Source organism: Sulfitobacter sp. TCYB15 (assembly GCF_040435955.1).
GTDB classification, from domain to species: Bacteria; Pseudomonadota; Alphaproteobacteria; order Rhodobacterales; family Rhodobacteraceae; genus Sulfitobacter; species Sulfitobacter pontiacus.
In genome coordinates this window covers 42,881-66,133 of record NZ_CP159196.1, presented here as the reverse complement: position 1 = coordinate 66,133, position 23,253 = coordinate 42,881, and the positions used below count along the sequence as shown (strand labels likewise).

Annotated in this window: 27 protein-coding genes and 4 pseudogenes; 21 read left to right on the top strand and 10 right to left on the bottom strand. The window is 60.0% G+C overall.

Translation table 11 applies throughout. The features are described 5' to 3' along the window. Positions 1–40: 40 nt before the first annotated feature. A complete protein-coding gene (locus tag ABM428_RS17040; protein WP_353628612.1) occupies positions 41–1,042 on the top strand; it encodes an IS30 family transposase in 1,002 nt (333 codons plus the stop codon). Between the two features lie 48 nt (positions 1,043–1,090). Here the strand turns inward: ABM428_RS17040 and ABM428_RS17035 are convergent. After that, positions 1,091–2,017: pseudogene (locus ABM428_RS17035) on the bottom strand (IS110 family transposase); the annotation flags it as partial. A 113-nt stretch (positions 2,018–2,130) separates the two neighbouring features. Here ABM428_RS17035 and ABM428_RS17030 point away from each other — a divergent pair. From ABM428_RS17030 to ABM428_RS17020, 3 genes and pseudogenes are all read left to right on the top strand, one after another. Beyond that, positions 2,131–2,361, top strand: a pseudogene (locus ABM428_RS17030) (transposase); the annotation flags it as partial. Between the two features lie 168 nt (positions 2,362–2,529). Next, positions 2,530–2,749, top strand: a pseudogene (locus ABM428_RS17025) (transposase); the annotation flags it as partial. Between the two features lie 103 nt (positions 2,750–2,852). After that, positions 2,853–3,608 carry a hypothetical protein gene (locus tag ABM428_RS17020; RefSeq protein ID WP_353628611.1) on the top strand — a complete coding sequence of 252 codons (756 nt, stop codon included), beginning with the start codon at positions 2,853–2,855 and terminating at the stop codon, positions 3,606–3,608. Between the two features lie 356 nt (positions 3,609–3,964). Here the strand turns inward: ABM428_RS17020 and ABM428_RS17015 are convergent, their stop codons facing one another. From ABM428_RS17015 to ABM428_RS17000, 4 genes are read right to left on the bottom strand one after another with little or no spacing between them, the layout of a single operon-like run. Beyond that, positions 3,965–4,903 carry a glutathione S-transferase family protein gene (locus ABM428_RS17015; RefSeq protein ID WP_353628610.1) on the bottom strand — a complete coding sequence of 313 codons (939 nt, stop codon included), beginning with the start codon at positions 4,901–4,903 and terminating at the stop codon, positions 3,965–3,967. 10 nt (positions 4,904–4,913) lie between these two features. Next, the gene (locus ABM428_RS17010; protein ID WP_353628609.1) at positions 4,914–5,777 is read right to left on the bottom strand and encodes a VOC family protein; all 864 of its coding nucleotides are present in this window, start codon (positions 5,775–5,777) and stop codon (positions 4,914–4,916) included. Positions 5,778–5,837: 60 nt separating this feature from the next. Continuing rightward, complete coding sequence (locus ABM428_RS17005) at positions 5,838–6,260, bottom strand: DoxX family protein (protein WP_166125638.1); 423 nt, start codon at positions 6,258–6,260, stop codon at positions 5,838–5,840. 27 nt (positions 6,261–6,287) lie between these two features. Then, positions 6,288–6,863 carry an NADPH-dependent F420 reductase gene (locus ABM428_RS17000; RefSeq protein ID WP_166125636.1) on the bottom strand — a complete coding sequence of 192 codons (576 nt, stop codon included), beginning with the start codon at positions 6,861–6,863 and terminating at the stop codon, positions 6,288–6,290. A 131-nt stretch (positions 6,864–6,994) separates the two neighbouring features. Here ABM428_RS17000 and ABM428_RS16995 point away from each other — a divergent pair, with 131 nt between their 5' ends. Further along, positions 6,995–7,885: a LysR family transcriptional regulator gene (locus ABM428_RS16995; RefSeq protein ID WP_180828223.1), complete on the top strand. Its 891-nt coding sequence runs from the start codon at positions 6,995–6,997 to the stop codon at positions 7,883–7,885. Between the two features lie 132 nt (positions 7,886–8,017). Here the strand turns inward: ABM428_RS16995 and ABM428_RS16990 are convergent, their stop codons facing one another. The 5 genes from ABM428_RS16990 to ABM428_RS16970 form a co-directional block, all read right to left on the bottom strand. Further along, positions 8,018–8,650 (bottom strand): tyrosine-type recombinase/integrase, encoded by a 633-nt coding sequence (locus tag ABM428_RS16990; RefSeq protein WP_353628608.1) that lies wholly within the window; start codon positions 8,648–8,650, stop codon positions 8,018–8,020. A 108-nt stretch (positions 8,651–8,758) separates the two neighbouring features. Then, positions 8,759–9,277 (bottom strand): AAA family ATPase, encoded by a 519-nt coding sequence (locus ABM428_RS16985; RefSeq protein WP_373276857.1) that lies wholly within the window; start codon positions 9,275–9,277, stop codon positions 8,759–8,761. Positions 9,278–9,604: 327 nt separating this feature from the next. Beyond that, entirely contained in the window at positions 9,605–9,832 is a 228-nt protein-coding gene (locus ABM428_RS16980) for a hypothetical protein (RefSeq protein ID WP_340290581.1), read from the bottom strand. Positions 9,833–9,998: 166 nt separating this feature from the next. After that, the gene (locus tag ABM428_RS16975) at positions 9,999–10,256 is read right to left on the bottom strand and encodes a helix-turn-helix domain-containing protein (RefSeq protein WP_340290583.1); all 258 of its coding nucleotides are present in this window, start codon (positions 10,254–10,256) and stop codon (positions 9,999–10,001) included. A gap of 124 nt (positions 10,257–10,380) precedes the next feature. Then, positions 10,381–10,632, bottom strand: coding sequence for a hypothetical protein (locus ABM428_RS16970; protein WP_353628657.1), 252 nt, complete (start codon positions 10,630–10,632; stop codon positions 10,381–10,383). A gap of 210 nt (positions 10,633–10,842) precedes the next feature. Between ABM428_RS16970 and ABM428_RS16965 the strand changes: the two genes are divergently transcribed. The 16 genes and pseudogenes from ABM428_RS16965 (at position 10,843) to ABM428_RS16890 (ending at position 23,080) form a co-directional block, all read left to right on the top strand. Then, a complete protein-coding gene (locus ABM428_RS16965; RefSeq protein WP_037941710.1) occupies positions 10,843–11,211 on the top strand; it encodes a hypothetical protein in 369 nt (122 codons plus the stop codon). Positions 11,212–11,254: 43 nt separating this feature from the next. Then, positions 11,255–11,869, top strand: a complete 615-nt coding sequence (locus ABM428_RS16960; RefSeq protein WP_353628662.1) for a lytic transglycosylase domain-containing protein — start codon at positions 11,255–11,257, stop codon at positions 11,867–11,869. A gap of 107 nt (positions 11,870–11,976) precedes the next feature. After that, a complete protein-coding gene (locus ABM428_RS16955; protein ID WP_353628661.1) occupies positions 11,977–12,261 on the top strand; it encodes a TrbC/VirB2 family protein in 285 nt (94 codons plus the stop codon). Beyond that, a complete protein-coding gene (locus ABM428_RS16950; protein WP_353628656.1) occupies positions 12,254–12,532 on the top strand; it encodes a VirB3 family type IV secretion system protein in 279 nt (92 codons plus the stop codon). The genes ABM428_RS16955 and ABM428_RS16950 overlap by 8 nt, the downstream gene beginning before the upstream one ends. Further along, a pseudogene (locus ABM428_RS16945) lies at positions 12,522–14,895 on the top strand (type IV secretion system protein B4). The gene ABM428_RS16950 and the pseudogene ABM428_RS16945 overlap by 11 nt, the downstream one beginning before the upstream one ends. After that, entirely contained in the window at positions 14,892–15,059 is a 168-nt protein-coding gene (locus tag ABM428_RS16940) for a hypothetical protein (RefSeq protein ID WP_162840128.1), read from the top strand. The pseudogene ABM428_RS16945 and the gene ABM428_RS16940 overlap by 4 nt, the downstream one beginning before the upstream one ends. Beyond that, positions 15,049–16,203: a lytic transglycosylase domain-containing protein gene (locus tag ABM428_RS16935; RefSeq protein WP_353628655.1), complete on the top strand. Its 1,155-nt coding sequence runs from the start codon at positions 15,049–15,051 to the stop codon at positions 16,201–16,203. Before ABM428_RS16940 ends, ABM428_RS16935 begins: the two co-directional genes overlap by 11 nt. Next, positions 16,203–17,012 (top strand): type IV secretion system protein, encoded by an 810-nt coding sequence (locus ABM428_RS16930; RefSeq protein WP_037941838.1) that lies wholly within the window; start codon positions 16,203–16,205, stop codon positions 17,010–17,012. Before ABM428_RS16935 ends, ABM428_RS16930 begins: the two co-directional genes overlap by 1 nt. A gap of 17 nt (positions 17,013–17,029) precedes the next feature. Next, a complete protein-coding gene (locus ABM428_RS16925; RefSeq protein ID WP_243252210.1) occupies positions 17,030–17,683 on the top strand; it encodes a virB8 family protein in 654 nt (217 codons plus the stop codon). A gap of 1 nt (position 17,684) precedes the next feature. Beyond that, complete coding sequence (locus ABM428_RS16920) at positions 17,685–18,380, top strand: TrbG/VirB9 family P-type conjugative transfer protein (protein WP_132998441.1); 696 nt, start codon at positions 17,685–17,687, stop codon at positions 18,378–18,380. Continuing rightward, a complete protein-coding gene (locus ABM428_RS16915; RefSeq protein ID WP_353628654.1) occupies positions 18,377–19,756 on the top strand; it encodes a TrbI/VirB10 family protein in 1,380 nt (459 codons plus the stop codon). Before ABM428_RS16920 ends, ABM428_RS16915 begins: the two co-directional genes overlap by 4 nt. Positions 19,757–19,760: 4 nt before the next feature. Continuing rightward, positions 19,761–20,747: an ATPase, T2SS/T4P/T4SS family gene (locus ABM428_RS16910; RefSeq protein WP_353628653.1), complete on the top strand. Its 987-nt coding sequence runs from the start codon at positions 19,761–19,763 to the stop codon at positions 20,745–20,747. After that, the gene (locus ABM428_RS16905) at positions 20,744–20,938 is read left to right on the top strand and encodes a hypothetical protein (protein ID WP_009807516.1); all 195 of its coding nucleotides are present in this window, start codon (positions 20,744–20,746) and stop codon (positions 20,936–20,938) included. Before ABM428_RS16910 ends, ABM428_RS16905 begins: the two co-directional genes overlap by 4 nt. Beyond that, positions 20,935–21,348 carry a hypothetical protein gene (locus ABM428_RS16900; protein ID WP_353628652.1) on the top strand — a complete coding sequence of 138 codons (414 nt, stop codon included), beginning with the start codon at positions 20,935–20,937 and terminating at the stop codon, positions 21,346–21,348. Before ABM428_RS16905 ends, ABM428_RS16900 begins: the two co-directional genes overlap by 4 nt. 12 nt (positions 21,349–21,360) lie before the next feature. After that, positions 21,361–22,437: a type IV secretion system protein gene (locus ABM428_RS16895; protein WP_353628651.1), complete on the top strand. Its 1,077-nt coding sequence runs from the start codon at positions 21,361–21,363 to the stop codon at positions 22,435–22,437. A gap of 145 nt (positions 22,438–22,582) precedes the next feature. Beyond that, a complete protein-coding gene (locus tag ABM428_RS16890) occupies positions 22,583–23,080 on the top strand; it encodes a hypothetical protein (RefSeq protein WP_353628650.1) in 498 nt (165 codons plus the stop codon). Positions 23,081–23,253 lie beyond the last annotated feature (173 nt).

Genomic DNA, 23,253 nt, shown 5'->3' with positions numbered 1-23,253 from the left:
TTGTTAGAAAACAGTAGTTTATCTAATGAGAGGAATCGGTATGGGAGCCGTTTACGACCAACTCAGTATCACAGAACGACGCAAGATAGAACGCTGGAGACACGCGAAGGTCCCAGTTGACGAGATGGCGCGCGTTCTGAAGCGCTGCAGATCAACGATATTTCGCGAGCTAAAGCGTAACCATTTCTCGGACGAAAACATGCCTGAATGCGATGGCTATTACGGTGCCGCCGCGCACTTGATGCAAGCGGAACGGCGTTCTCGAGAGCGCAAACTGATCAAACATCCTGAGCTGTGTAAACGCGTGATCGAGCGCATCAAGAACGGTTGGACACCCGAGCAGATCAGTAACCGCATGATCCACGAGGGTGCTCCGCTTAGGGTCTGCCAAGAAACCATCTATCGCTACATCTATTCCAAGGAAGGTCAGCGCGAAGACCTGTGGTGGTATCTACCGACCCACCGTGTCGCCCGCAGGCCACGTCGCACGAGAAGGCGCAGAGAACCTAAATTCCACCGCGATGTCAGCATTCTGTTCCGACCCGATGATGTCGCGCATCGCCGTCAGTTCGGTCATTGGGAAGCTGATTTGATGCTGTTCAAACAAAAGCTTGGCCAGAACAACGTCACCTCACTGGTTGAGCGCGTCAGCCGCTTCACCGTGATCCTGAAAAACCCGAACAAACGCACCAAACCGGTCATGGGAAAGATAATGAAGTCTCTCAAAGACCTCCCCCTCATCGCCCGCCGGTCCATCACTTTTGACCGCGGAACCGAGTTTGTCAGTTGGCCCCACCTACAAGCCGAGATCGGAACCCAAACGTGGTTTTGCGACCCCTCCAGCCCTTGGCAGAAAGGCACAGTCGAGAACACTAACCGACGCCTTCGAAGGTGGCTGCCCCGCAAACGCGACATCCGGCAATGCACAGATCACGATATGAAGGTGATCTGTGATCGCCTCAACAACACGCCACGAAAGTGTCTTGGATGGAAGACCCCAGCCGAGGTCTTCCGCGAAAAGGTATTGGAGGAAATGCGATAACATCCCTACCCTGATCCCAACAAGAGTCGCGGTTCACGTATCGCTCACACCAAGGCGTTCGCGCAATTGAAGCCCCCAGGTTTTTAGATCACTGACCGTTTCGGCTCGAGTCCTCGTAAGCAACGAGGTCGCAGCCTCGTAGAGGAGCCCACGCAATCGTTGATCCCCCCTTCGAGAGATGTGGCCGTTAAAATCCATCTCTCCCGATTGGTATCGGCGTGTAGTGAGGCCAAGCCATGCGCCGACAGATCGGGACTTCGGAAAGTTCTTCGGGTCTTCGATAGCGGCCACATAGGAAATTGCTGTGATTGCCCCAACGCCTGGTATCGTCATGAGCAAACGCGTGCTTTGGCACTGTCGCGCCGCCAACAAGAGCTGGCGGCTGAGCGTAGACGCCCGCTCCCTGACAGCTTGACAAGCTTCAAGCAGCGGATAGATGATCCCTTTCAACTCGACATGTCCGTCCAGTAGATCGTTAACCTTTTCTATGAACACCCGGCCTTTGCTCTTGGGCACGACAAGACCGAAAGTCTTCATCAAACCACGGATCTGATTGGTCAATTGTGTCGTGATGGCCAAGAGTTGGGTGCGGGCTGCAACCAATGACCGGATCAGCATCGCTTCGAACGACTTGACCCTGACAGCCTTATAGAAGCCGGTTTCGGCAAGTTTGGCCAATCCCTCAGCATCGTTTGCATCGGTCTTGTTCATCGTCTCACCCAGAATTTTCTGAGCATGCCGCGCCTCAATGCAAATCGCCCGGAGTCCTTCCCCCGTTAAGGCATGAAAGAACCAAGTGGCGAGGGGGCCAGTTTCGAAAACGACGCTCAGGGGGTCGTCCGAATGCTTCCGAACCGCCTGCGCAATAATTCCCGGGTCGGAGGGACATTTCCCGCGCCATATTCTTTTGCCGTCTTCTCGGATTGAGATCGCGGTATCCTTCAACGAAACGTCAAGCCCTATGTACTGGCCCATGCTCAATCTCCATCTGTTGCTTCGAACAAGACCCTTTCGGATCACGCTCTGGATCATACCGGAGAAAAAACATTTCGATGCCATGACGAAACGCGGAGTGACAGAGCGATTACCCCATGTTCTGCGACCCGCAAGCGCCGTACCAGAAAGGCACGGTCGAGAACACGAACAACAGGCTGCGGAAGTACCTGCCCCGCTCAACCGACCCGACGGCGCTGACAAATCGATATTTGAGGTCGATTTGCCACCGCCTCAATTCCACGCCGCGTAAATGCTTGGATTACCGGACACCGGCGGAAGTCTTTGAGACCAAGCTGATGGAAATCCAGAACCGTCTGGAATAAAACGAGATATCAGGAACTGCACTTCACCGTGAGCTCACATAATGTTGGCCCATGCTCAATCTCCGTCTGTTGCTTCGAACAAGACCCTTTCGGATCACGCTCTGGATCATACCGGAAAAAAAAGACATTTCGGTGCCATGACGAAACGCGGAGTGACCGAGCGATTACCCCATGTTTTGTGATCCGCAAGCTCCGTGGCAAAAGGGTTCCGTCGAAAACCTGAACAAGCGTGCGCGGCGCTACTTACCAAGAGATGCGCCTGTGTCCGCGCTCTCAAATCGAGATATGAAGTCGATTTGCGACCGCTTGAGGCACGCCCAGAAAGTGTCTGGGCTACAGGACACCGGCCGAAGCCTTCAGAGATGAATTGATGAAACTGGAGCGTTAATGAGGTACCCTGCCCCGTAAACCGATACAATCGAAATGGAACTCACAGTTGCGATAGTATATTTTTGCATGTACGCTCAAGGCTGTCACAAAGAGCCTTCAGCATGCGTCATTTTCTCAAGAAGCTCCTCCCCTCGGTCGCAGTCGCTTTGACTGTGACAAGTTCTTCGCTGCCAATGCCCGCCCGCGCGCAGTCATATCCGATTGATTGCGCGATCCTCCTGTGCCTGTCTGGCGGATGGCCTGCTTCCGTGCCATGCGCCAGAGCCCGCGCTGAGTTCATTCGACGCATTACGCCTTGGCCGGTGGAACCTCCGCTTCAAATCTGGCGCTGTCCCATGGGCGCGTCCTTTGAGTCCGCTCCAGCATCAAACAGTGCAGACCGTATCTTCGAAGCGTTCTTCAAATCTAACAGTGCAAGATCGCGCCATTCCTTCGCTACGCACGAAGTCACCGACCTTGATGAGCGAATAGAAGTCGCTTGGCGCACGCCAGACGCAACGAATTACCTTGTTCCCGCCGACCAGGCCCTCCAGCTCGTTCAAGATCGCGCAGACATTGATATCAGCGGACCTGAGTTCAACTTCGTCCGATCCATACGAGTCTTTGATGTCCGGTTTGCGCGGCAGCACGAATCCGGTCGTGATGGTGACTGCAACCGTAGCGCCACCGTGGTCCTCGGCACTTATGGCACCCAAGGTGACTTCGCCTGGCAGAGGTCTTCCATAGCCGCCCTACCCGCCGACCATGTCGGTCTCGAACGCTGGGGCCAGAATTGCCCAAGCATCTATCACCGATCCGTGTTCGTAGATTGGCGTGACTATGAGGGCAACTACGGGTTTGAACAGGTGAGCTACTAGCGCCCCAAAGACCGCGTTGGCAGTCATTCGTATTGACCTAAGTCCTACTAGGCAGTCGATTGTCTGTCATTCGCTGCTGTCGATGACAAGCTCCAGAGAGCGGACCTTCCAGACCTTCGCTTCATCTGCATAGTTTCCGCCGCACCTGCGAAGGCTTTTGGAAGGAAAGGACGGAGAGCTGACCTTTGCTGCAAGTGCGATACGGCGACGTCGGTGATCTAATAGCGGACATTCCTGGATTGCCGTCGCGGTCTCATTGCGGCCTTCGCGATTCGAGTGATCAATGTCCGGCGCGGCGGAGCTGGCGCCCCCCCGCGCGCGCCAGGGGGCCTGATCCGGATGGCCGACCGAGGCCCTCAGCCCAGGGAACATTCCGGCCCGACAGGCACGATGCCGGTGGGGTTCAGCGCCTTGATCGAGTAGTAGCCGCGCTTGATGTGGTCAATGCTGACCGTATCGCGCACCCCGGGGATAGCGAGGATACGGGCCTGGTAGCGGCTTAGGGCAGGGTAGTCCGCGATGCGGCGCAGGTTACACTTGAAGAGGCGGTGATAAGCCACGTCGAAGCGCACCAGCGTCACGAAGAGTCGCACATCGGCCTCGGTGAAGCGACCTCCCAAAAGGAACCCGCGACCGTCGCCGAGGCGCTCCTCGAGTTCATCGAGCATTGCGAAAACCTCGCAGAATGCTTCCTCGTAGGCGACCTGCGTGGTGGCGAAGCCCGCGCGGTAAACGCCATTGTTCAAGCTCGGATAGATGCGGTCGTTGAGCGCCTCGATGTCCTCGCGGAGGTCCGCCGGATAGAGATCGATGCTATGGTCGGCCAGATCTCCGAAACCGGAGTTCAGCATCCGCAGAATGTCGGCGGACTCGTTGTTCACGATGGTCCCGCGCTTCTTGTCCCAGAGCACCGGCACCGTGGCCCGGCCCGAGATCGTCGGGTCGGCCCGGGTGTAGATTTCGTGCATATAGGACGCGCCCTCGGCCTCGGTCGGATCGCCGAAGTGCCAGCCCTGGTCGGAGAGATCCGGTTCGACGACCGAGACCGAGATCACGTCCTCCAACCCCTTCAGCTTTCGGGCGATCAGCGTCCGCGACGCCCAGGGGCAGATCAGCGCGACATAGAGGTGGTAGCGGCCCGCCTCGGCCTTGAAGCCGCCCTCGCCGGTCGGCCCGGCGCTCCCGTCAGGCGTCACCCAGTGGCGGAAGCTGGAGGTCTGGCGGACGAAGCCACCCTTGTCGTCCTTGGCCTGGACCGGCTGCCAGTCGGCAACCCATTTCCCGTCTCGAAGCATGATCGTCTCCTTAATTCTTGAGCGTGATTGCGGTGCCCCAGGGATCGCGAACGGTCAGGCCGTTGGCATTCTTGATGCTTTCAAGCCCGGCGCTTTCAACCCGGCCAGCGATGGAGGTAATGTCCGCCGCATCACGGACAACAATCTCGATGGCATCGAGACCTGCCATACCCTCGGGGCGTTTGCTGGCCCGGCGGCTGTTCCAGATATTGCCGGCAAGCTGGTGGTGGTAGCCGCCGCTGCCGTAGAAGCTGGCCCCAGGATAGCGCGCCGCGATATCGAGGCCGAGCACGTCGCGGTAGAAGCGGTCGGCTTCGCCCGTGTCGCCCACCTGAAGGTGGACATGGCCGATGCTGCCGTTCTCGGGGAAACCCGACCATTCGGTGCCTGCGGCGCTTTGCAGCAGACCCTGAAGATCCAGCGGGTCGGTGCTCATCCGGATCTCGCCGCCCTCGCCGTGCCAGGCCGAGACCGGGCGGTCCGTATAGACCTCGATACCGTTGCCCTCGGGATCGGCGAGATAGAGCGCCTCGCTGACGATATGATCCGAGGCACCGTGAAGCGGCACACCCGCCTCGGCGATGTGAGCGACCCAGCGGGCCAGGTCGGATCGGGTCGGCATCAGGAAGGCGGTATGAAAGAGCCCGGCCTGCCGCGGGTCGAGTGGGGAAAGGCCTGGGTCGCCCTGAAGCTCCAGAAACGGCGTGTCGCCGGTGCCGAGGGTGACGCGATGCTCGCTGGTCGCGACCGGGCTGAGCCCCAGCGCCATCTGGTAGAAAGTGGAGACCGCATCGAGGTCCCGCACCTTGAGCCGGACCGCCCCGATACGCATCGGCGCGGTCGTCATGTCGAAGAAGTGGTCGACGGTGGTCATTGCAGGTCTCCTTGTGAAAGAGTGCGGCCGCGGGAGATGACCCGCGGCCAGCAAGGGAGGTCAGGCGAACTGGCCGAGGCGTTGGTCGAGCTGCGGCACGCGCAGCGCGAAGGCTCCGCGTCCCAGGACGGCGACGACGCCTTGCACGACCGCCCAGAACAGCGGGTATTCCCAGCCGCCGCCTTCGTTCGAGAAGCTCCAGCCGAAACCGGAATGCGCCCATGTCGCGCCCAGGAGGACGGGGATCAGCGCGATCGAGACGAGGCGTGTGCCGAGACCGAGGATCAGGGCGATACCGCCCGCCAGCTCTGCGAAGATCGTGAAGTAGGCGAGCACGCCGGGCAGGCCGAGGCCTTCGAAGAAGGCGACGGTGCCGGGGATGGTAAAGGCGCTCACCTTCATCCAGCCATGGGCGAGGAACAGGACGCCGGTCGAGATGCGAAGGGCGGCGGCGGCGTAGTCGGTATGGGTCTGCGTGGTCATGTCAGATGCTCCGTGGGGTTGGGGATGTCAGGAAAACTGCCAGCGCGGCGCGATCCCGGTGCCGTGACCGAAGACGTAGCCGAACTGGATGTTGAGGAAGCCGATGGGCTCGAGGTAGCGGGCGTTGGCGAGCGGGCCGGCATCGACCGGCTCGAGGCCGATCTCGGCGGCCAGCGCCTTGACCGTCTCGCGCGCGGCCTCGTCATCGCCAGCGACGAAGGTCTGGATGGGCTGGCCATTGACCTTGAGGCCCGTGCCGTAGTGCTGGGCGAAGACCGTGTTGAACGCCTTCACCACCGTCGCGCCGGACAGCCTGGAGGCGATCTCTTCGGCCGCCGAGGTCTTGTGCCCGACTTGAAGGCCGGAGAAGTCCTCGGTCACCGGGTTCGAGACGTCGATGACGGTCTTGCCGCTGAAGTCGGCCTTGCCGGCAAGATCCGCGATGGCCCCGTAGGGCGTGGCGACGACTACCACCTCCGCCTTGGCGACGGCGGTAGAGAGATCGTCGTTGCGGCCGATGGTTGTCACCTCGTGGCCGGCCTCGCCCAGAATCCGCGAGAGCCCTGAGCCGACATTTCCGTTGCCGATAACTGCGATACGCATGGCATTCTCCTTCGCTTTGCCGCCCTGCGGCGGCCTGTTGATCACTAAAGCGAAAGTAAGGCTTTCCCATATTCCATAAAATGACGATTTTATGGAATGACTATCGCGAATTTATTCTCAAAAGGGCGCTCATGGATATTGTCGACGAACTCAAGGCTTTCGTGGCCACCGCACGGACCGGCTCCTTCACCGCAGGGGCCGAGCAACTGGGGGTCTCGAACCGCCTGACCTCGAAATACGTGGCCGAACTGGAGGCGCGCCTCGGCGCGCGGCTGCTCCAGAGAACGACCCGGAAGGTGGGGCTGACGCCAGCCGGCGAGGATCTCCTCGCGCGGGCGCCAGCCGTCCTCGATGAGCTCGATGCTCTGCTGGGGTCTGTGTCAGAGGGGTCGCGCGGCCTGAGCGGGATCATCCGGGTCTCGGCGCCTGTGACCTTCGGCGAAGTCTACGTGGCCGGCATGTTGGCCCGGTTCGCCGAAGCGCACCCGGATCTGACTTTCGACCTCAGGTTGGACGATCGCTACGTCGACTTGGCCGCCGACGGCATCGATCTGGCGTTCCGGATGGGTGTGTCGGAGACGCTGTCACTCAAGACGCGCAAGCTCGGCACGTTTCACAGCTCACTGGTTGCGCATCCAGACTACGTGAATGAGCACGGGGCACCGAGAACACCGGATGATCTCTCTCAGCACGCCTGCATTGTCGATACCAACCGGCGCCAACCGCATCGGTGGACGTTTAGCAAAGACGGCACCGCGATCGTCGCCCAAGTGCGGGGCCGGTTCCATGTCAACTCGGCCCGGGCGGCAATCGAGTTGGCCTCGGCCGGCATGGGGATCGCCTATGCGCCGCGGTTCGCGACCGCCGACATGCTGGACACTGGCCGCCTCGTTCCATTGCTCGAGGATTTCGACATGGATGGGGGACCGGTTACCGTCGTTTATCTCGAAGGTCGGACCTTACCTCGAAAGATACGAACCCTCATCGACTTCGCTGCTGAGGATGTTCACGCCATGTCTTGACGAGCCATGAGAGGCAATCCTGGTCGGGTCAACAGCACCGGCATGAATGGCACCTTCGGGTAAGTTGCGACGCAGCGAAAACCTCCCTGACGAAGGTCTGGTCTGGGCCGTCTGTGGCGACGGCCCAGCGGTTTAGATTTCGATAGCTTCGGCGATCGCCAGCGCATCTTCAAGCTCGACGCCGAGGTACCTGACAGTGCTGTCCATCTTGGTGTGACCCAACAGCAGCTGGACCGCCCGCAGGTTGCCTGCCTTCTTGTAAATCTGCGTGACCTTCGTTCGCCGCATCGAGTGCGTGCCATAGGCGCTTGCCTCCAGACCAATGGATGTCACCCAGTCACGCACAATGCGCGCGTACTGGCGGGTAGAGATGTGAAGCCGTTCGTGAAAACGCCCAGGCCAGAGGTGTTCGGATCCGACCATCAGCGGCTCCCGCATCCATCTTGCCAGCGATGCACGGGTGCCTTCGGAGATTTCGAAGCGCACAGGTTTCTGGGTCTTGCTCTGAAGAACCGACGCGCGTTCCTTGATTTGGCCGGATGCCATAACATCGACCACCCTCATTTTCACCAGATCGCAGCCGCGCAGCTTGCTGTCGATGGCAAGATTGAAGAGGGCCAGATCACGGTGGTTCTCGGCCAATTCCAGCCGCACCCTGATCGCCCAGACGTGTTTGGGCTTGAGCGGCCTTTTCTGGCCGACGATCCGGCCTTTGTTCCAGGCTGGGCGTAAGGCGCGGATGGCCGGTACGTTTGATGTTTCCATGATGCATCCTCCGATCCACCACGCCCTCCCACATCGAAAACCCGACGTTGACAAGACATCATACCATATGATGCTGCGCCGCATCCGAGGTCGGCTTTGAGCCCAAACTTACTGAGCTACAAACCTCAAGCGGTCCATTTCCTTGGCGATCAGAAACGCGCATACGTCAACTGAGTCGTGGGCGGTATCCACGATCAAGCGATCGCACTGCCATGGCTCAAAGGTTCGTTTGGAAACCTCGTGCCAGTTGGGAACGACAAGCCCGTTGATGTCGCTGACACGCGTCTCGACTCGTTTTCGATGAAGCGCTTTATCGGAACAGATGACTTCGACGTTCAACAAGTGAGCCGCCCCGTTAGAAGCAGTCTTCGTCCATAGTTCTCGTGAAACTCCGACAGGATTGACTGTGTCGGCAATAACGTCGAGGCCAAGCAATAGGTTGTCTTCCGCGATTGCTGCGAGCGCCAAGTAGCCTGCATCCTCTGCGGGATGAATACATAGGATGTTTCGTTTCAAAGCAGTTTCAACGGAATCTACACGAAGATGAACAGCCGGAGTAAGCGCCGCCAGTTTCCTTGCCAAGGTCGTTTTGCCGACACCGGGAAGTCCGGAAAGAGAAACTAAAATATTCATTCCGCGAACCTATCATGGAGGCGGCGCAACCCGCCAGTCGAACGGCAGCAAAGTCCGCGAAGCTGACCTTGGTGTGCCAGACCTTGCTGCACGATGCCTTGGATGGCCGGTCTGGTGAAGCTGCGTCGCAGCATAGCCTGACCTGGCGAAGGTCCGGTTAGGGCCGCTTTTGCCGGCCCAGCTAATGCCGCAACTGCGAAGAACTCCGCCCCTCACGCGGTCAGTTTGGGCTCATTTCGGTCATTTTCCGTGTGGGAACCTAGTGTCTGGTATGTCGGCGGGTCCTATCCATCAATATGAATTGACGATTGCCTGAGAAGCCTATCCGCCCTCGTCTCTCTCAACCCGCCGAAGCGCATCGAAGTCGATTTCCTGCTTCTGTTCCGCAGTAAGATCCGGCCGGATATCCAACACCGGCTGGGGCCCGTGGACGTCCCACATCACCGCATGCCCGCCTGTACTCCAGCGATACACCCAGCCAACAACACTGCACCCATCGGTCCCGATCAGATTGGCGATTGCGACGCCCTCACCTTTATCATCGTTCACTGTTTACTGACTTCCTGCACTGAGGCTCTGATTTTGCAGCTGACGGCCTGCGGTGCTCGCCTGCACCGCACGCCGCGCTTGGTGGATGTTGGCTAACCGCTCTTTGTTTAGAAGCTCACTTCACATGGGGGCGCACAAAGCGGAGCGTCCCAAAATTACATTGCTTTCAAATCTTGTGGTCGGGCTCCGTGGCGGCTTCGACGATCGCCAAGACATCGAACGGGTCAAAGCCGATGGCGCGCGCCAGAACGACCAGTTCGACGACGTCGATCCGACGTTCGCCGCTCTCAATGCGCGCCACGAGAGATTGATGGCACTTGAGCCTTTCCGCCAAGTCGTCCTGGCCCAAACCTGCGCTTTTGCGCGCGACGACCAACGCCTGGCAGAGCGCCACCTGCCCTTTGCTTCTGATTGTTTTTGCCACGGGTCACATACCTTTTGTGACGTCGCTAGCGGATGAAATCCGTTATCTAAAAAGTAGATATTTGAGGGTGTTATCGGCGTCTGGTTTTCACGGGCTGCAAGACTGATACTCCCGAGGCTGCCCATCAATCCCCTACCAATTGCAGAAATCGGCCATAGTCCTCGCTGACTTTGCGCGCTTCCTCGAAGGCACGGGCCCGTTCACCGTCGAGGCAACGGAAGTAGTTCTGGATATCCTGGATGTAATCTTCGAAATCGCCACGGATGATGTCCGCATATTCCCGCGCCGCCAGCGAATCGCTTGGTAGAAAAGGGCGGGTTGGGGCGAAGCAGGATTCCGCCAAAACCAGCCCGGGAACGCAGATCAGAGGGACCATAGATTGCAATGGCAGCAGTCCAGTCAACCTTGGGTTTGTCAAACCTGTTATCTCCTTGATCGCGGACACTAGCCGTGACTAGTGTCCGCGTGACTAAACTACAGCTGATGCATGATATTACATCTTGCGGTTGAAAGTATACTATCGTAACTCTGGGCTTCAAGTGAAAATGCCTAGGGTCGCGCCATTGAAGAAAGCGTGAGCCGGGCCATGAACTGGGACATCGAAGCACCAAATGTGGTTACGGAAGCCAGGTTCCGCGAACTCGTGGAAAGCGGCTATTGTGCAGAAATCCTGTGCCAGGAGACGGCACATAAGAAAGGCCCCAGCTATTACGGGGTCTGGATTATGCGTGTTGTCTCTGATGACGGGGTGGAAAAGCTCCTCGTCACCGCCCGCACGCGGACGACCTACAACGATATCAAGATCCGCGAGTTCAAGACGGTCTCCGGCGTGGTGTCTTTCTTCATTGGCCTTGGTTTTGCGCATGTCGACCTGCCGCTTGAGGCGGGAACAAGCCGCACGCATAAACTCGCCCCGCCAGACAAAGCCCCATCAGACAAGGGCGCTGACAACTAACCTCGTCTGCCTCTGGCTGGTCGCCATGCCAGCCTCCGCGCAAATGGTCCTGGTCATGGATAGCGACGGCTCTCTTACCCCGTCGCGCTCCCAAAGGAGCTTTGCTCGAAACTACAATGACGGGATTGGTCAGGGTTCGGCCTCCGATGGGATCGCGATCCTCGGCGAGGTAGAGGCCGAGCAAGAGGGCGTCCAAGTTGCGGCCTTTGCCCGCCTGACTCCCCTGCCCCGCGCCGATGTTCTCTCTGGGATTCAGACCACGGCCTTGCGCCATGCCGGCCATCCCGGCCTGCGTCGCGCGGGGCTTTCCGTGACGGATTGGCTGGCTCTCTATCGAGCCAATATCGAGGTTGAGAGCGCCTATCGGCAGAATGCGATTTCAAGTGCAGGTGCCATTGGCCTTGGCCAGTTAATGCCCGCCACGGCCAGTGATCTGGGCGTCGACCCGCGTGATCCGCTGCAGAACCTCGACGGCTCCGCCCGCTACCTCGCGATGATGCTGGAGGCCTTCGGCGATCCGCGTCTCGCCCTCGCAGCCTACAACGCCGGACCCGATGCGGTCCGCCAGTATGACGGCATTCCCCCTTACCGAGAAACCCAGAACCACGTGGCCCGCGTCATGGCCGTCGTAGCCCGATTGGAAGGATCAAATTCATGATGTCCCAGCCTTTTTGGAAATCATTCCTAAAAACACTTATCGGCAATGTCACGAGAGCGCGCAGCGCGGCAGTGCATTGGCGATACCGCTTTTTCCAAACAAGTTGGATTTCAAACCTCTTTGTAGCCTCGCTGGCGCTCTTTTTAATAATCGCTGAGCCGGCCCTTGCACAGAGCATCGATCTTTCCCCAATCCAGAGCTTGTTGCAGGGCATTGTCGATGCGCTAACCGGACCTCTTGGTGTGGTCATCGCCACACTCGCGGTCCTCGGCGTTTTCTTGAGCTGGTTCTTCAACATCATCGACCTGCGCCAGGCACTCTGGGTGCTTGTCGGGATTGCAGGCGTCGCTGCCGCCCCCACCATTGTTGCCGCGGTCTTTGCCGGTGGCTGAGCGCTCACCCCTCTTTCTGGGTCTCGTGCGCCCGCCGAAGCTTCTGGGCCTGCCCATCATGTACGCGATGGCCTGGCTCTTCGGCTCGGTGCTCTTGTTCGTCTGGGTCCAGCACATCGCTGTACTGGGCGTGGCCGCACTGCTCTACCCGGTGCTCTGGAAGGCTGCGGATTGGGATCCGCGCTTCATCGACGTGATGATGACGGCGCTGCAGGAAACACCACCGACACGGAACCGCTCTATTCACGGCGGGGACAGCTATGCGCCCTAATCCAGCACCGAATGAAGCCCTCGATCTCCGCACGATGACGCCGGACTGGTATGCGCGCGAAACCCGCCTCGCGCATATGCTGCCTTATGTGAGCCTGGTCGATGACCGCACCGTACGGACGCGGGTGAACGAGCTTTTCCAGTGCATCCGGCTCGATGGGGTCAACAGCTACACCACGGATGATGCCTATCTCGACAAGGTGACCGCGCTCTTCGCCCGGATCATCGCGCAGCTGGGACCGGAGTTCAGCTATTACGTCCACAAGGTCTCCAAGGCGATCACGCCAGACCTCGAGCCTGTGCGCGAGGACAGCTTTGCCGGAGAAGTTGACCGCCTCTGGCGCGCGAAACTCAAGATCAGCGGCCTGCGCGACAAAACCTTGACGCTGACCGTCATTCACCGCCCGCCCCCGAAAAGCGTCCTGCCGTTTCTCAATCGCAGCGCACCGGATCGTCTCAAGGAAGCAACCGAGAAGCGCCTGCGGCGTCTGGGCGAGGCCGTGAGCGTGTTCCTGTCTGGCCTGACGGAGCTGAACCCGCGCGTGCTGACCTCCGAGAGTGGCGAGTTGATCGGCTTTCTGGGGGCGCTCAACACCGGCCAGGAATTGCCGCTCTATCCGGCCAATACCTACGGCTTCCTGTCTTTCAACGTCGCCAATACCCGCGTGACGTTCCACGGCGACCATTTCGAGCTCTCCGAAGGCGTCGTGGGGCATCGCTGCGGCAAGAGCTTCACCATCGGGGAATACTCGGAAGCCACCTCCTGCACCATGTTCGACATGCTGAACCTGCCGGTCGACCTGATCGTCACGCATTCCTTCACGCCCATCAATTCGAACCTCATGGCGGGCCGCATCAAGCGGCAAAAGCGCCAGATGCAGGCCAGCCAGGATGCGGCACTGTCGCTGATGGAAGCGCTCGACATCGCTGCCGACGATCTGGAGGCCAAACGCCAGAGCTTTGGCGAGCACCACATGGTGGTGACGATCTTTTGTGACACGCTTGATGAGTTGCAGACACTGAGCGCCGAGATCGTCAACGCCGCCGCCGCCGAAGGCGTGAAAATGATCGGCGAGCGCGTCGCGGCCAAGGCGCATTACCTCAGTCAACATCCCGGCAACCAGCCCAAGCGCGTGCGCGCCAGTGCAATTACCAATCGCAACTTCGCGGATTTTGCGGCGTTTCATCGGACGCAGCTCGGCAAACCTGCTCAGAAAACCCCTTGGGGGAAGGTCATCACCTATCTGCCCACGCCCGAACAGAGCGCTTACCGGTTTTTATCACGAGCAAGGCAGCCCCAAGAAAGAACCCACCAGCGGGCATACCTTGATCATGGGACGGCCCGGATCGGGCAAGTCGGTGCTTTCCGCTTTTCTCATGACGCAAGCCCGTCGAGCAGGGGCGCGGATCTTCGTCTTCGATTACCGTCTCGGTATGGAGATGGCGGTCCGCTCCAATGGCGGCCGCTACGCCTCCCTGAAAGCAGGCCAGCCCACCGGTCTCAATCCACTTTGGACGGAAACCGATAGTCGCGGCACGGCATGGCTCTCGGACTGGCTTGCCACGCTTCTTTATCGCGCAGACAAGCCGCTCACGCCGGCGCAGACCAACCGCATCCAGGAAGTCGTGCGCCAGAACGCGCAGGCCGCGAACCCGGCCCTGCGGAACTGGCGCGACTTCGCATCGCTCTTTGTCTCCACCGATGATGGCGGCGATTTGCACGAGCGTCTTCTCGAATGGACCGAAGAGGGTCGCTACGGCTGGATATTCGGCCAGACGTTGGAAGACACGTTCTCGCTGGAAGGCGATGTGGTGGGCTTCGATCTCACCGGTATTCTCGACAGCGAGGCCGAGAAGGAACGGATGGCCGTCCTCTCCTATCTCTTCCGCCGGGTCGAGCGCGAGATCGAGGACCGCCGCCCCACCATCATCGTGATCGACGAGGCCTGGAAGGCGCTTGACAATGCGTATTTCGCCGAACGGCTCTCGAACTGGCTGGTGACCGCGCGCAAGCAGAACACCGTCGCGGTGATGATGACGCAATACGCGAGCCAATTGGAGCGCACGCGCACGGGCAAGACCATCATCGAGGCCGTGCCGACGCAGATCCTGCTCCCAAACATCCGCGCCCATGCCGCCGATTACGCGATGCTCAATCTCTATGAGAAGGAACTCGATGTGCTTCTCAACACCGGGAGCGACAGCCGCCTTGCGCTGATCCGTGATGACCAGGGCTCCATCGTCGTCGATGCAGATCTTAGCGCCCTCGGGCCCAATCTCACCATCCTCGGCGGCATGGAGAAAGGCGAGGCGCTCGTCGGATCCGATTACCGCAACCGCCCGGACTTCTGGAGACTTTCATGATCCGTATTCTTATCGCTTTGGCTGCGCTCGGCGCGCTGGCCTCCTGCACCCAGTACCGGGAGCCGCAGGCGAACTGCTTCACATTCCTTGCGTCCACGGCACCCGTCGCGCCGGATTGCAGCTTCACGCCCCTCGGCGCACCGGAGGGTGACGTTGACGTCTAGGCTGCCCCATATCCTGGCGCTTTGCCTGTTGCCCGGTCTCGCCCTGTCCCAAGGCGTGCCAACCAATGACAGCGGGCTGACTGCACGCGATATCGTAGAAACGGGTGATCGCGAGGCAGACTTGGCTGTTCAGGCCGACAAGCTTGCCGTGCGCGAACTCATCGCCGAGATCGAACGGGAGCAGCTGGAAACCCTCCGACGCATCCTCGATGCCCAGACCAGCTTCGGCGGCCAGGGCTTGCCCGCGATGGTCTCGGGACTGGAAAGCGGCAGCGGGGATCCCGACCGCTCGGTGGCGGCGGTCTATGGCACGGGCGAGATCGATCCCAATCCCGGCGGTGCGCAGATGTTCGGCGACGCGTCTGAGACCATCGAGCAGCTCATCATCCGCGTCGCCCAGGAAACCAGCGGCTTTGCGGGTGTTGGCCGCGCAGGGCTCTCCCCCGTCCAATGGCGCGCGCTGCTGCAAGCGCTGATCTGGCAGGAAAGCCGGTTTACGATCGGTGCACGGTCTCCCGTCGGCGCCTATGGCCTCACCCAGATCATGCCGGGCACCGCCAGCGATCTCGGCATCAACCCGGAATACTATGACAGCCCCTACCTACAGGTGCATGGCGGCGCGCGCTATCTCGCGACCCAGCTCAAAACATTCGATGGTAACATCATCAACGCCCTCGCGGCCTACAACGCCGGCCCCGGTCGCGTGTTCGAATATGGGGGCGTGCCACCCTTCCGCGAGACTAGAGCCTACGTTCAGGTCATCCCCGAACGCTATAACCTCTATTTGACCCGTATCGGGGGGATCGAAGCGCTTGGCACGATCGACCCCGCGTTACTGGCAAATGCCAACCTCTCGATCACCGGGCATGGCGCGGCGTTCTATGGCAACAATTCGCCCACCGCGATCCGACAGGGCGCCCTGCGCATCGCGGACATCGTCGAGCGGATCTCTGAAACCGAGGATGTGCAGGAAAGCATCGCGCTCAACACCTATGCGCGCGCCGAACTCGTGCGCCTTGTCGCCGCACGCATCCGGCTACAGGCGGCGCGAACCCGCGTGCTGTCTGCCGAAGAGCTGGCACAGGCCAGCGCCCGCATGGCCGAGGGCGCGTTCATGGATTTCACGATCAGGGAGATTGAATGATGGGACATCTGCTCTTGAGGACAGCTTTGGCCACAACACTTGGGGTTGGCTTGCAGTTCGGCGCCATACCCCCTGCCGCAGCACAAGGTGTACCGGTCGTCGACACCCAGAACATCGCGCAAAACATCCAGCAGCTCCGGCAGATGATCGAAGACGAGATCCTGCAAAACGAGCAGCTGACGCAGCTCCGCGAACAGCTTGCCACACTCACGGAACAACTCGCGGAGCTGCAACGGACATATGAAGCCCTGACCCGCCTGGCCGAATTGCCGGAAATCATCCGCACGGAAATGGAGGACGAGTTGAACGGTCTACTCGACCAGGAGTTCGGGGACATCCTCGCCACGATTGAGGCGATCAAGACCGGAGACTTCTCTGGCCTCTCCGGCTCCGGCGCAGGCGAGATCGAAACCCAGATGGACCGGGTGCTGGCCGATCTCGGCTTCGATGAAGACACGCTCTCGGAAATGGCCACGAGCGGCAATTCCGGGGCCAACCGCGTGGCGACGCAGGCAACAACCGGCGCGCTCGTCTCAGCCGCCGCCCAGAACAGCTATGAAGATGCCGGCCAATCGCTCGAGCGGGTCGACCGTCTTGTGGGGCTTATCGACGACATGGACGAACTCAAGGAAAGCATCGATCTCAACACGCGCGTGACCGCTGAATTGGCCATCGCCCTCGTGGCGATGTGGCAACTGGAAGCGATTCAAACCGTGGGTGACGGCACCGGCGGCGTGATCGACGCCGCCACCATCGCCGAGGAACAGCGCTTCATGGATTTCACGCTACCGGACCTCCAGGCAGACTGATCGTGGGGGCATGACGGGTGGCGACTGAACAAGAAATCATCGAGGAAGAACTGGTCTACGGTGCCTTGCGCCGCGAACGACTCTGGCAACGCCTTGGTCTGACAGGTCTTGTCTTCGGCATCATCGGCTGTCTGAGCGCAGCAGCAGTCTCGATCCTCGATGTCGACCCACCCCCCGTCGTTGTCCCGTATGATCCCGCCACTGGTTTTGCCCTGCCCGAGGCGTCCGTTGGGGCCACATCCGTCACCGCCAACCAAGCGATCATCGAGGCGGAGGTCTTCCGCTATGTGACCGACCGGGAGGTCTATAACCAGCTCGACAACGATCTGCGCATCCGAAGCGTCTTGCGCCGATCGGATCGGGCGGCCGAGAGTGGCTTACGCCAGATCTGGAACAGCGCCAACGAGAACTACCCGCCGACAGTCTACGGCCCGAATGCCCGGCTCGATGTGGAGATCCTCAGCATCAATCGCATCGGCACCAACCGCGCCACGGTCCGCCTGCGCAAACGTCTGACATCCATCAATGGCGTCCAGACCGGGCTCTTCACCGCCACGCTTCTCTTCGAGTTCCGCCCCGAGACCCGCCGCTCCATCGACGAGGTCTGGACCAACCCCTTTGGCTTCACGGTCCTCGAATATTCCATCCGTTCCGACAGATTGGAGAATTAGTTTGATCAATAAGTTATTTGGTGCTGCCATATTTGTTTTGCTGCCTGCCCTTGCCTTTGCCGAAGCGATCCCGCGCGGTGGTCCAAATGACAGCCGCGTGCGGCTGGCAACATATCAAGAAGGTCAGGTCTACCGTCTCAGCGTCTCGCTTACCCATGTCACCACGGTCGAATTCGGCGAGGGTGAAAGCATCCGCTCGATCATCGCGGGCGACACCGAGGGCTTCGAGATCGATGGCGTGCCCGGAGGCCAGGCATTTGCAATCAAGCCCGTCGCGCGCGGGGTCCATACCAATGTGACCGTCTACACGAACAGGCGCAGCTACTATCTCAACGTCGAGGAGGTTCGCAGCCCGACCTTCTATGTGGTGCAGTTCCGCTATCCTGATGACGCTGGGCGCCCGACTCGAGCCATCGCCGCCCAAGCGCCAAACTACAATTACGGTGCCAGCGCGCGGACCGAGTTTACGCCAACCCGCATCTGGGATGACGGGACGTTCACGTATTTCGCGTTTCCAAGAAACGCGCCTGTGCCCGCGATCTTCCGCTACGCCGGCGGCCGCGAGCGCACGGTCAACACGCAAACTCCTGAAGACGGCGTGATCCGCGTCAGCGGCGTGAACCGCCAATGGGTCCTGCGACTTGGCGAAGAGGTGGTCTGCATCGAGGCGATCCCGCCCGCGGAGGCCACCTCATGAGCGATACCGGGAACACCGAGCTGGAAAAACGCCTCGCCGCCCTTGAGAAAGGCAGTGCCCGCGCCCCCACGGCGTCGCAGCGCCGGTCGCCCCTTCTCGCGCTGATCGTGGTCCTCGTCATCGGCGCAGGTGGTGCCCTGCTCTATCTCCTCTCACAGCCCGACGAAGAGGAAGCCTTGCCGACGGCCACCCCGGACGTCTTCCAAAACGAGGGGGACGGCTTTGGCGCTATCGAGACCTTGCCCCCGCCCGAGCCCGAGGTTGTGTTTGTCGGACCGGATCCAGTCGAGCCCAACGCGGAGCTTCTGGCGCAGATCAGCGCCCTGCAGGCTCAGATCGAGGAGTTGCGCAACGCCCCTGAACCAGTTGTCCAGGAAGACACCGCCGCCGCAGAGGCTATTGACGCGCTGACCGCTCAGATTGCGGCGCTACAAGCCGCCTCGGAAGCCGCACAGCAACGATTTCAGGACGAACTGACGGCGCGGGATCGCAGCCTTGAGCAACTCCGCATGGATCTGGAACTGGCCCAACTCGAGGCCAGCCGACCGCAACCCGCGCCAGTGGGCCCCACGGAAGATGAGCTGCGCGCACGCGAGCAAGAGCGACTGCGCCGCGAGGAAGAAGCCCGGCGCATGGCCGAGCTGGAACGCCGCGCCGCGGAGGAACGCGCCTTCCAGGAGCGGCGCATCACCTCGCCCACCATCGCGTTTGGCGGTGCCTCCGGAGCGAATGAAACGGCTCTGACAGAACGCACTTTTGGCGAGGTGACGGATTTCGTGCTGAACGGGGCGCTGCCCTCGACGGTGACGCAGGCCGAGGTGATCGCCAATCCCTCCAACACGATTCTACAGGGCACCATGATCCAAGCCGTCATGGAAACCGCCCTCGACAGCTCTCTGCCCGGCCAGACCCGGGCCCTTGTTTCCGAAGACGTGTTCAGTTTCGATGGCTCACGCCTCCTCATTCCGCGCGGGTCCCGCCTGATCGGGCGCTATCGCTCTGGCGTCGATATCGCGCAGCGCCGGGTCACCATCGCCTGGGATCGGATCATCCTGCCCGACAACCAGACGATCCAGATCAGCTCCTTCGGGGGCGATGAACTGGGTCGCTCAGGTGTGACCGGCTTTGTCGATACCCGCTTCGATGAACGCTTCGGCTCTGCGGCGTTGATTTCTCTGATCTCAGCGGCCCCAAGCGCCGCCGCTGCAAACGTGCAGGATGAGACCGCCGCGGACGTGCTCGAAGACGTGGGCGATGATCTCGCCGATGCCACGGACATTGTGATTGGCGACTACCTCTCCATCGGCCCCATTATCTATGTCGATCAGGGCGCGCGCGTCACGGTGATGGTCGACCGCGATCTGGAGATATTCTGAGCCCATGTCGCTGAGCTATCTCGAAACCTCGCTCGACCGGATCGATGCCGCCGCACGCGACGATGTCATCGAGATCTGCATCAACCCTGACGGTAGCTGTTGGGGAGAATTCCAGGGCGATCACTTCATGCGGAGGCTGGACCAGGCGTTGACCACGACGGAAGTCAAAGACCTCGGCAACCAGATCGCCTCCTCGGCCAATACCACAATGAGCAAGGACCGCCCCATCGTCTCGGTCTCGATCACCTACAAGGGCCGCCCTATCCGCGCACAGGTCATCACCCCGCCCGCCGTGCTCTCCGCCATGTCGATCAGCCTACGGTTCTTCTCGAGCCTGCCGCTCGAAGGGATCGCGCTCGATTTCCTCTACGGCAAAGAACGCAAGCTTGAAGAACTCCGCATTGAGAAAACCCGGGAACTGCGCGAGGTGGTCGCTGCAGGCGTCATCGACGATGCTCTGACCTTCTGCGTCGAGAACAAGCTGAACATGATCGTCTCGGGTGGCACCTCCACCGGAAAGACCGTCGCTGCGCGGAAGATCCTCTCCCACGTGCCTGCCGAAGAACGGATCGTCACCATCGAGGAAGCCGCCGAGCTTCTGCCGACCCAGCCAAATGCCGTGACGCTCATCGCCAATCGCGATGCGGAGTTCCAGACCGCCGATGTGCTGCTCACCGCAACGCTGCGCATGCGCCCGGACCGGATTATCCTCGGCGAGGTGCGCGGCAAGGAAGCGATGACTTTCCTGGAAGCGATCAATACCGGTCATGGCGGCTCCATGACCACGCTGCACGCCGAAACCCCGCAATTGGCCGTACAGCGGCTCGCGATCGCGGCCCTCAAAACAGAGATCCCGATGACTTACGCCGACATGATTCAGTACATCGAGAACTCCATCGATGTGATCATCCAGGCCGGTCGCCACGACGGCAAACGCGGCATCACAGAATTCTACCTCCCCGGCACCAATGAGATCGGAGCTTCCCAATGAAAACCTTTGAATACGATATCCTGTCCTTTCCCATGACCCGCAAAACCAGTCTTGCCGACATGCAGGCCAGCCTAAATGTGAAGGGGGCCGAAGGCTGGGAGGTCGTGTCGATCAGCTCCTCGGAATTCGCCAACGTGGGACACACTGTCTTCCTGAAGCGCGAGACCACACCCGCCAGAGCCACGGCATGAGGCAGGCGGGCTGTACCCTTGTACTGACTGCGCTGGTCTTGGGCCTGACGTCGGCACCCGGCTTCGCTGAGCGCAATCTCGTGCCGACCCTCGAGCGCAGTTTCGACGTCTGTCCAGACCGGCCCGCTGAACCCATGTGGATGCAGGAGATCCCCCTGCGCCAAGCTTATCAGCGCGTGTTGGTTCAAGACATCTACCGCGCCCAGAATCTCGAGCGCATCGTCGAGACCGAAAGCTGCGACTGTGAAACCCGGTTCCCCTCTTGGGACGCTGCCGAGGCGGTGTTTCGGGAAAGGTACGCGAGTGACGAACGATGGGAGATGCTGCAAGCCTCGGACGCCTACAACCGCCGCGCAAACGCTGCCCGCCCTGCCGCCAAGGCCATCTGCGAAGCCGCGCGCAATTGGTAAGGCAGCCCCGTCATGAGCGTCGTCACCTATTTCGTTGAAACCTCCCAGGGCTATCTCGACACCGCCGCAGAAACCCAGTTCGGGTCGGTCGCGGCAACGGTCGGCACGCTTCTCGTCCTGGGAACAACGCTCGTGCTGATCCTCGTCTTCCTGAACATGATCTACCAGTACAAGGCGATGGACGGGCGCACGGCCTTCTGGCTCGCGGTCAAGATCGGGTTGATCGGAATATTCGCGACCAACTGGGTGCAGTTCAACGCCCTCTCCTCCGCTATCCTGGCCGGGATCGACAGCATTGCGGGGGCGCTCGTGGCTTCGGTCGGTGGTGGAACTCCTGGCCCTTCTGGAACTTTCGCCGAAGAGTTTGACCGGCTGATCGCGGAACTAGGGGACTATCTCAACGCCGCCGGGTCTGAGCTGAACTGGATGGCCGGCGCCATGCTCGACATTGTCGGGGTCCTCTTGCTCTCGATCCTGGGCGGTTTGGCCGCCTTTATCCTCGTGGCATCCCGCCTGATGATCGCACTTCTGATCGGGATCGCACCGGTGATGATTTTCCTGACCCTCTTCGAGGTCACCAAGGACTATTTCGCGCGCTGGCTGTCGGCGCTGGTCTCCTTCGCGCTCTACCCCATAGTCGTGGCCGGTGTGTTCGCGACAATCACGGGCGTCTCCTCTGCCCTCATCGGCGAACTCGGCGACCCGGAGGGAGCCTCAAACATCGGCGCGCTCATTCCCTTCTTCATGATGGTGCTCATGGCCAAGGGCTTCATCATTGCCACGCCCTTCATCGTCCGCGCGATCTCCGGAAATATTATGATGCCCGCCCTCTCCGGTGGTCTCGGCGGCGGCTACAGCTTTGCCCGCGCCGCCATGGGCAGCCAGCAGGCCTACAATCGCTACCTGATCGGAGGCGCAAGTGGCGCAGAATACGCAGCCCTCAGGGCGCGGCAGTTCTTCGGCGTGCAGCAGATGCCCGTGAGGCAAGGCATGGGGCAGACGGGATCCGCAGGAGGCACAGGATCCGCAGACTCGGGGTCAAAAATGCTGGCGCAGCTGGCGAGACTGGGTCGACTTGGCCGACGGTGACGGCCCTTAGCGGACTTTGAAAGCCGATAACAATTCTGCGGCGCAGCTTCCTCAGGGCGGACATTCATGTTAGAAAGAAAACCGTGTGAATTAAGCTCTTTTTTGAGTTTTCGCAAAATTAAATTGAAAGTTAAGCGATGAGAAAATGGTTTCTGAGGTTCTGATGTCTTTCATCGCTTGGCGCGCTGATCAAGAGTCTAAACGCCTACATAGCTCTGAAGCCGGTAATCCCCAAATAGCACAATTTAGTATAAAGAAGGCGCTTAAGAACGACTTTGGGCGTGAAGTGGTAAGAATGCACTGGTCGCATCGCCCCTTCGCCACCCGCTACGATGTTGTTCGGATAACCTACGAGACCAACCAAATATTCGTTCCCATTCTCGGATTGGATGGCAACGAGCAAGTTGGCATAGCACGGCTGGGCTATGATCTGAGGAAACGTCTCGGTGTGCCTAATGATGCCGTTGGTCAAGAAACGAAATTCGACCTTATTATCGAGCAAACAGGGTTATGGGGGCAAATTTACTGGTATCTCTGCACAAAAGACCCCGCGGTAAAAGTGCCGGCTTGGTTGGCTTTCTGGTCAGTTTTGCTGGGCGCGGCAGGATTGATGTTGGCTATCGTTAATTTTTATCTGACGTAATGGGATATGGACTGATGAATGCCGCACGAAACATCTGTGCGAAGGAACGAGGTCACAGGTAAGTTCGGCCCATATCGGACTTTCGGTGACGTGCTTGGTGCGGCGCCGCAGCATGCTGAGATCAGACACTGAATGGAAGCATCACGTCGGCTACGATCGAAACTGATGATCTA